Origin of the sequence: Jiangella rhizosphaerae, assembly GCF_003579925.1 — a bacterium.
GTDB lineage: Bacteria > Actinomycetota > Actinomycetes > Jiangellales > Jiangellaceae > Jiangella > Jiangella rhizosphaerae.
The window spans coordinates 1-7,614 of the sequence record NZ_QUAL01000363.1; the positions used below are offsets into that span (position 1 = coordinate 1).

Sequence of the window (7,614 nt, forward strand, 5' to 3'; positions counted from 1 at the left end):
CCGCCAGCGCCCGCGCCGCCCGGTCGGCCAGCGCACCGAGGTCTCCCCCGTCGGCGGCGTCGCCCAGCAGCGGCCCGCCGAGCCCGACGCCGGCCGCGCCGGCCCGGATCCAGTCGCCGATGTTGTCGAGGCTGACGCCGCCGGTCGGCATGATCGCGATCTCCGGGAACGGCCCGCGCAGCGCCGTGATGTAGGACGGCCCGACCGCCGAGCCCGGGAACAGCTTGACCACCGTCGCGCCGGCGCGCCACGCCGCCAGCACCTCAGTCGGCGTCAACGCGCCCGGGTACGCCGGGATGCCGGCCTCGCGGGCGACGGCGACGACGTCGGCCTCCATCGACGGCGACACGACGAACCCCGCGCCCGCCTCGACGACCGCCCGCGCCTGGTCGGCGTCGACGACCGTCCCCGCGCCGACGTCGACGGAGTCGGGCAGGTCCGCCCGGATGGCCTTGATCGCCTCGAGCGCGCCCGGCGACGTCAGCGTGATCTCCAGGCAGGTGATACCGGCGTCGACGAGCGTCCGGCTGATCTCGCCGAACCGGTCGGCCGAGCGGGCCCGGAGGATCGCCATGACACCCGTCTCGCGCAGCTGGGCGCTCGGGGGGATGCGGTCGGTCATCGTGGTTCCTCTCTCACTGTGGTGCGCCGAGCTGGTGCGAGATCGCGCGGCCGGCGGCGACGACGAGCTCGCCGAGCCGCTCGAACCGGTCCGGGGTGATGCGCGTGGCCAGCCCGGCGACGGAGACGGCGGCGACGGCGGCGCCGTCGTGGTCGAACACCGGGGCGGCGACGCAGCGGATGTCCGCCTCGTTCTCGACGTCGTCGACGGCGTACCCGCGCTCGCGGATCGCGGCCAGCCCGGCCCGGAACGCCGCCGGCTCGGTGACCGTCCGCTCCGTCCGCGGAGTCAGTCCGTGCGCGACGACGGCGTCGACGGCCTCCGGCGGCGCGAAGGCGAGGTAGGCGCGGCCGACGCCGGTCGAGTGGGCCGGCTGGCGGGAGCCGACGTAGGAGTTCATCCGCACCCGCCCCGGCCCGTCGATCTTGTCGATGTAGACCATGTCGGGCAGATCCGGCAGCACGAGGTGCACCGACTCGCCGGACTCCTCGACCAGCCGGCGCAGCGCCGGCTGGGCCAGCGCCCGCAGGTCGACGGAGTCGAGGTAGCCGCGGCCCAGCTGCGCGGTTCGCGGCCCGAGCAGGTGCCGGCCGCCCTCGACCCGGACCAGGCCGGCCTCGGCCAGCGGCGCGAGCAGCCGCAGCGCCGAGCTCTTGTGCACGCCGATCGCGGCGGCGAGCTCGGTCAGCGTCGCGCCGCCCGACGCCGTGGCCTCCGCCACGGCGTCGAGCAGGGCGATCCCTCGTCGCAGCGACGACGAGTTGTTCCGCTCCACCGGCTCACCCCTGTTGCGCTATGCACAACGGCATTGTGTAGATGAGCCCATCATAGCGGGCGTCGCGGAGCGCGCCGGCTCAGCCACCCTTGGCGATGTCGCGCAGCCAGCGCAGCTGCTCGCGCGTCTGGAACGTCTGCCCGCCCTCGTGCTTGTTGTACGGCCAGACCTTGATCTCCTTCGGCCCGGCGTAGTGGTTGTACGAGGCGAACACCGTCGACGGCGGGCAGGTGGTGTCCATGAGGGCGACGCTGTAGAGGGCCGGCGTCGTCGCACGGGCGGCGAAGTTCATGCCGTCGAAGTAGGACAGCGTGCGGAACACCTGCTCCTCGTGGTCGCGGTGGATGGACAGGTACCGCGCGATCTCGTAGTACGGCTGGGTCTCGACGATCTCCGTCGCCCGCCGGAAGCCGGTCAGGAACGGCACGTCGATCATGGCGCCGATCAGCCCGGACCGCAGCCCGGCCACCGCCGTCGCGATGCCGCCGCCCTGGCTGCCGCCGCCGATCACGATGCGGGACCCGTCGACCAGAGGGTGCGACGCCGCGACGTCGACGGCCCGGACGGCGTCGGTGAAGACACGGCGGTAGTAGTAGTCGTCGGGGTCGAGCACGCCGCGGGTCATGAAGCCCGGGGTCTGGGCGTTCTGTCCGCCGGTGGGGTCGGGGGTGTCGCCCGGCGACCCGGCCGACCCCTGCCCGCGGGTGTCCATGACGAACGTCGCGAACCCGGCGACCGCCGCGGCCAGCCAGTCGTGCGGGAAACCGCGGCCGCCGCCGTAGCCGATGTACTGCACGACGGCCGGCAACGGCTCGGCGGCGCCGGCCGGGACGATCAGCCAGCCGGCGATGCGGTGCCCGCCCCAGCCGGAGAACCGCACGTCGTACACGTCGACGAGGCTGAGCGCGGCGTCATACGGGGTGAACTGCGGGTCGAGCGGGAACTGTGCGGCCTCGGCCAGCGTCCGGGACCAGAACTCGTCGAAGTCGGGCTGCTCGTCGCGTTCGGGGCGGTACTCGCGCAGTTCCGAGAGAGGCTTGTCGAACAACGGCATGGCGGGCGTCCTCCGCGGGCGTCGTTGATGTGGTCTGACCAGTAGGGTGCACTCTAACGGAGGCCCGGAGGCCACCGACCCTCGGCGCGTGCGATGACGAATGCCACCGGTTGGGTCTAGATTGCCCTAATGGGGACAACAACACGCCAGCGCACAGGTACACCGGCCACGCTGGCGCTGGAGCGAGCCGGAGTGCCGTTCAGCGTGCACCCGTACCACCACGACTCCTCCGCGCCGTCGTTCGGCCTGGAGGCGGCCCGCGCCCTCGGTGTCGTGCCGACGCGCGTCTTCAAGACCCTCCTGGCCGAGGTCGACGACGAGCTCGTCGTCGCCGTGGTGCCGGTGTCGGGGTCGTTGGACCTCAAGTCGCTGGCTCGTGCCGCCTCCGGGAAGCGGGCGGTCATGGCCGCCACGTCCAAGGCGGAGCGGGCCACCGGCTACGTGGTCGGGGGAATCAGTCCGTTCGGGCAGCGGCGCCGGCTGCCCACCATCGTCGACGAGTCGGCCTACGGCTACCCGACGGTGTTCGTCTCGGCCGGCCGCCGCGGTCTCGACGTCGAGATCACCCCGGCCGACCTCATCAGGCTGACGGGGGCCAAGACCGCCACCATCGGCCGCACCAGCTAGTCGCCGAAGCCGCCGGCGCCCGCGCCGTGGCCGGTGCCAGCGCCCGGCACCGCCCACGGCGTCCGGTCCTCGCGGAACAGCGCGATGACGGCGGCCACCACGACGGCGACCATCGACCACACCAGCAGCGCCGCGTCCGTCTCCAGCCGCAGCGGGAACAGCACGTCGGCGCCGTCGGCCAGCCCGGACACGTCGCCGTCGGGGCCCAGGAACCCGCCCACGAACCGGGCGATCAGCGACCCGACGACGCCCATGGCGGCCAGCGACACCAGGACGGCCACCGGGTTGCGCCGGTGCCAGACGGCGAACACGGCCGAGAGCAGCAGTCCGGCGCCGGCGCCGATCAGCGTGAACACGGCGTCGCGGGTGAACAGGTGCCGGCCCTCGTGGGCGTCGACGCCCAGCCCGCCGTCGACCACGACACCCTGGACGTCGGGCGCCAGCAGCCACCACAGCACCCCCATGAGGACACCGGCGACGACGGACGCGACGACGATCTGCGTGACGACCCGGACGGTGCTCGGCGCGGCGTGACCCAGCCGTTCGGCCCGGGTCACTACGACGCCAGACACGTCGGCCCCAGCAGCTGCTTGAGGTCGCCCATGAGCGCCGTCGACGGGGTGACCCGTAGGCGGTCGTCGAGCTTCATGACGGTCGTCCGGCTGGACCCGGTGAGCCGCAGGTGCACCGGCGTGACGCCGGGGTGCGTGACCAGGACGTCCTTGAGCCGCTCGACCACCGGCGGCGTGCAGCGGGTCATCGGCATGGTGACCACGACCGGGCCGGACGGGCCGTCGGAGAGGTCGGGCAGGCTCAGCTCGGCGGCGATGAGCTGCGGCGACTCCTCTCGGCGGTCGAGCCGGCCCTTGACCACGACGATCTCGTCCTCGGCCAGCTGCAGCGCGTACAGCTGGTAGGTGGCCGGGAAGAACATCGCCTCGATGGAGCCCTCGAGGTCCTCGATGGTGACGATGGCCCAGGTGTCGCCGCGCTTGCTGACCTTGCGCTGCAGCGACGTGATGAGCCCGCCGACGCTGATGGTGGCGCCGTTGGGCACCTCGCTCTCGTCGCTGAGCGCGGAGATCGGCTTGTCCGACGCGTTGGCGAGGACGTGCTCGAGCCCGAGCAGCGGGTGGTCGGACACGTAGAGGCCGAGCATCTCGCGCTCGAAGGCCAGCTTCTGCTTCTTGTCCCACTCGGTCAGCTCGGGCACCGCGACCTCGAAGCCGCCGCCGGCGTCGTCGCCCGCACCGCCGAACAGGTCGAACTGGCCGATGGCCTCGTTGCGCTTGAGCGAGATGACGGTGTCGACGGCGTCGTCGACGACGGCGGCCAGCGCGCGGCGGGCGTAGCCGAGGGAGTCGAACGCACCGGCCCGGACCAGCGACTCGACCACCCGCTTGTTGCACACGTGGACCGGGACCTTGTCCATGAAGTCGGGGAACGTCTCGAACCGGCCCTTCTCCTGCCGGGCCGCGACGATGCCGTCGACGACGTTGGCGCCGACGTTGCGGATGGCGGTGAGGCCGAAGCGGATGTCGGTGCCGACCGGGGTGAAGTCGCCGGCGGACTCGTTGACGTCGGGCGGCAGCACCTTGATGCCCATGCGGCGGCACTCGGACAGGTACAGCGCCGTCTTGTCCTTGTCGTCGCGGACCGACGTGAGCACGGCGGCCATGTACTCGGCCGGGTAGTGCGCCTTGAGGTAGGCCGTCCAGTACGCGATGACGCCGTAGGCGGCGCTGTGCGCCTTGTTGAACGCGTAGTCGGAGAACGGGACCAGGATGTCCCAGAGCGTCTTGATGGCGGCGTCGGAGAACCCGTTGGCCTTCATGCCCTCGGAGAAGGGCACGTACTCGGCGTCGAGCACCTCGCGCTTCTTCTTGCCCATGGCCCGCCGGAGCAGGTCGGCTTTTCCGAGCGTGTACCCAGCCAGCTGCTGGGCGATGGCCATGACCTGCTCCTGGTAGATGATCAGGCCGTAGGTGGTGCCGAGGATCGGTTCGAGCGCCTCGGCCAGCTCGGGGTGGATGGGCGTGATGGGCTGCTGGTTGTTCTTGCGCAGCGCGTAGTTGATGTGGCTGTTCGCACCCATCGGGCCGGGGCGGTACAGCGCGATGAGGGCGGAGATGTCCTCGAAGTTGTCGGGCTTCATCTGCCGCAGCAGCGAGCGCATGGGCCCGCCGTCGAGCTGGAAGACGCCGAGGGAGTCGCCGCGGCCGAGCAGCTCGTAGGTGGCGCGGTCGTCCAGCGGCAGTTCCTCGAGGACGATGGCGTCCTTGCCGTTGCGGACGATGTTCTTCAGCGCGTCGTCGAGGATGGTGAGGTTGCGCAGGCCCAGGAAGTCCATCTTGACCAGCCCGAGCTCTTCGCAGGTCGGGTAGTCGAACTGGGTGATGATGGCGCCGTCCTGCTCGCGCTTCATGACGGGGATGGTGTCGAGCAGCGGCGCCGACGACATGATGACGCCGGCCGCGTGCACGCCCCACTGGCGCTTCAGGTTCTCCAGGCCCTTGGCGGTGTCGACGACCCGGCGCACCTCGGCGTCGGACTCGTACAGCGACCGGAACTCCCCCGCCTCGGCGTACCGCTTGTGCTCGGGGTCGAAGATGCCCGAGAGCGGGATGTCCTTGCCCATGACGGCCGGCGGCATGGCCTTGGTGATGCGCTCGCCGACCGCGAACGGGTTGCCGAGGACGCGGCTGGCGTCCTTGATGGCCTGCTTGGCCTTGATGGTGCCGTAGGTGACGATCTGCGCGACGTGGTCGGTGCCGTACTTCTCGGTGACGTACCGGATGACCTCACCGCGCCGGCGCTCGTCGAAGTCGATGTCGAAGTCGGGCATGGACTTGCGCTCGGGGTTGAGGAAGCGCTCGAAGATCAGGCCGTGCGGGATGGGGTCGAGGTCGGTGATGCCCATGGCGTACGCCGCGATGGACCCCGCGCCGGAGCCTCGACCCGGGCCGACGCGGATGCCGTTGTTCTTGGCCCAGTTGATGAAGTCGGCGACGACGAGGTAGTAGCCGGCGTAGCCCTTGGTGGTGACGACCTCGGTCTCGTAGTTCGCCCGCGCCCGCACCTCGTCGGAGATGCCGTTGGGGAACCGCTTGTGCAGGCCGCGCTCGACCTCCTTGATGAACCAGGAGACCTCGTCCTCGCCCGGCGGCACCGGGTAGCGCGGCATGTACTTGCCGGCCTCTTCGACGAACTTGACGTCGCAGCGCTCGGCGACGAGCAGGGTGTTGTCGCAGGCCTCGGGGAGGTCGGCCCACTTCTCGCGCATCTCGGCCGCGGTCTTGAGGTAGAAGTCCTCGGCGTCGAACTTGAACCGCTTGGGGTCGGCCAGCGTGGAGCCGGACTGCACGCACAGCAGGACGGCGTGCGCCTCGTGGTCGGCCTTGTGGGTGTAGTGGAGGTCGTTGGTGGCCAGCAGCGGAAGGTTGAGTTCCTTGCCCAGCCGCAGCAGGTCCTCGCGGATGCGGGTCTCGATGTCGAGCCCGTGGTCCATCAGCTCGAGGAAGAAGTTGTCCTTGCCGAAGATGTCGCGGAACTCCGCGGCGGCCTTGATGGCCTCGTCGTACTTGCCCAGCCGCAGGAACGTCTGCACCTCGCCGCTGGGGCAGCCGGTGGTGGCGATGATGCCGGCGGAGTACTTCTGCAGCAGCTCGCGGTCCATGCGCGGCTTGAAGTAGAAGCCCTCGATGGAGGCCAGCGACGACAGCCGGAACAGGTTGTGCATGCCGCCGGTGTTCTCGGCGAACATCGTCATGTGCGTGTAGGCGCCGCTGCCGGAGACGTCGTCGCCGCCGCCGTCGCCCCACCGCACGCGGGTCTTGTCGAACCGGCTGGTGCGCGGCGTCAGGTACGCCTCGGTGCCGATGATCGGCTTGACGCCGTACTTCTGCGCCTTCTTGTAGAACTCGTAGGCGCCGAACACGTTGCCGTGGTCGGTGGTGGCCAGCGCCGGCATGCCCTGTTCGGCGGCCTCGCTGAAGAGGTCGTCCAGACGGGCGGCGCCGTCGAGCATGGAGTATTCGGTGTGCACGTGCAGGTGCACGAAGCTCGACGATCCGGAGGAACTGGCAGCACTCGACACGACGTTCAGACGCCTCCTCACGCAGACACTCCACCGGCGTCAGAGGGGGTGCGCGCCGGGGACTGGAGACAGCCTATGCCGCGGCTCCGACAACCGGGGTGAGGCGCTCCGGGGAGACTCCGGTCACAGCCGCCACACGGGCGGTTCGTCCGACATGTCCCGCTCGGCGGCGTCCAGCCCGGCCTCGATGATCGCGGTCACGATGCGGGCCAGCGACTCCGGCGGGAGGGACGGCGCCCGCTCGGCCATGGCGGCCACGATGGCCGCCTCACGCCGCGCGTCGCGGCCGGCGTGGCCGCCCACCGGCTTGAGCCGCTGCACCCGCCCGGCCAGCGCGACCCGGTGCTCCAGCAGCGTGGCCAGGGCGGCGTCGACGGCGTCGATGGCCGCGCGGCAGCCGGCCAGTGTGTCCGGCACGGCGGAGCGGACCAGCGGCGCGA

The 7,614-nt window shown here is 71.1% G+C and carries 7 protein-coding genes; 1 reads left to right on the forward strand and 6 read right to left on the reverse strand.

Annotated features, from left to right (window positions below; genetic code table 11):
* The 3 genes from DY240_RS25235 to DY240_RS25245 form a co-directional block, all read right to left on the reverse strand.
* On the reverse strand, positions 1-622 hold a 622-nt coding region (locus tag DY240_RS25235; RefSeq protein ID WP_119662454.1), incomplete at its 3' end, for a bifunctional 4-hydroxy-2-oxoglutarate aldolase/2-dehydro-3-deoxy-phosphogluconate aldolase.
* 13 nt (positions 623-635) lie between these two features.
* Positions 636-1,397 (reverse strand): IclR family transcriptional regulator, encoded by a 762-nt coding sequence (locus DY240_RS25240; protein ID WP_119662455.1) that lies wholly within the window; start codon positions 1,395-1,397, stop codon positions 636-638.
* Between the two features lie 79 nt (positions 1,398-1,476).
* The gene (locus tag DY240_RS25245) at positions 1,477-2,451 is read right to left on the reverse strand and encodes an acetylxylan esterase (RefSeq protein ID WP_119662456.1); all 975 of its coding nucleotides are present in this window, start codon (positions 2,449-2,451) and stop codon (positions 1,477-1,479) included.
* A gap of 129 nt (positions 2,452-2,580) precedes the next feature.
* Between DY240_RS25245 and ybaK the strand changes: the two genes are divergently transcribed.
* Entirely contained in the window at positions 2,581-3,078 is a 498-nt protein-coding gene (ybaK, locus tag DY240_RS25250; protein ID WP_119662457.1) for a Cys-tRNA(Pro) deacylase, read from the forward strand.
* On the opposite strand, the gene DY240_RS25255 is transcribed toward ybaK, so the two are convergent.
* The 3 genes from DY240_RS25255 to DY240_RS25265 all read right to left on the reverse strand — a co-directional run bounded on the left by DY240_RS25255 (position 3,075) and on the right by DY240_RS25265 (position 7,606).
* Positions 3,075-3,650, reverse strand: coding sequence for a DUF2567 domain-containing protein (locus tag DY240_RS25255; RefSeq protein WP_147375519.1), 576 nt, complete (start codon positions 3,648-3,650; stop codon positions 3,075-3,077). The two genes, ybaK and DY240_RS25255, sit on opposite strands and share 4 nt — an antisense overlap.
* On the reverse strand, positions 3,635-7,105 hold the full coding sequence (gene dnaE, locus DY240_RS25260; RefSeq protein WP_119662459.1) for a DNA polymerase III subunit alpha: 3,471 nt from the start codon (positions 7,103-7,105) through the stop codon (positions 3,635-3,637). Before dnaE ends, DY240_RS25255 begins: the two co-directional genes overlap by 16 nt.
* 192 nt (positions 7,106-7,297) lie before the next feature.
* Positions 7,298-7,606 (reverse strand): chorismate mutase, encoded by a 309-nt coding sequence (locus DY240_RS25265; protein WP_119662460.1) that lies wholly within the window; start codon positions 7,604-7,606, stop codon positions 7,298-7,300.
* Positions 7,607-7,614: the final 8 nt, after the last annotated feature.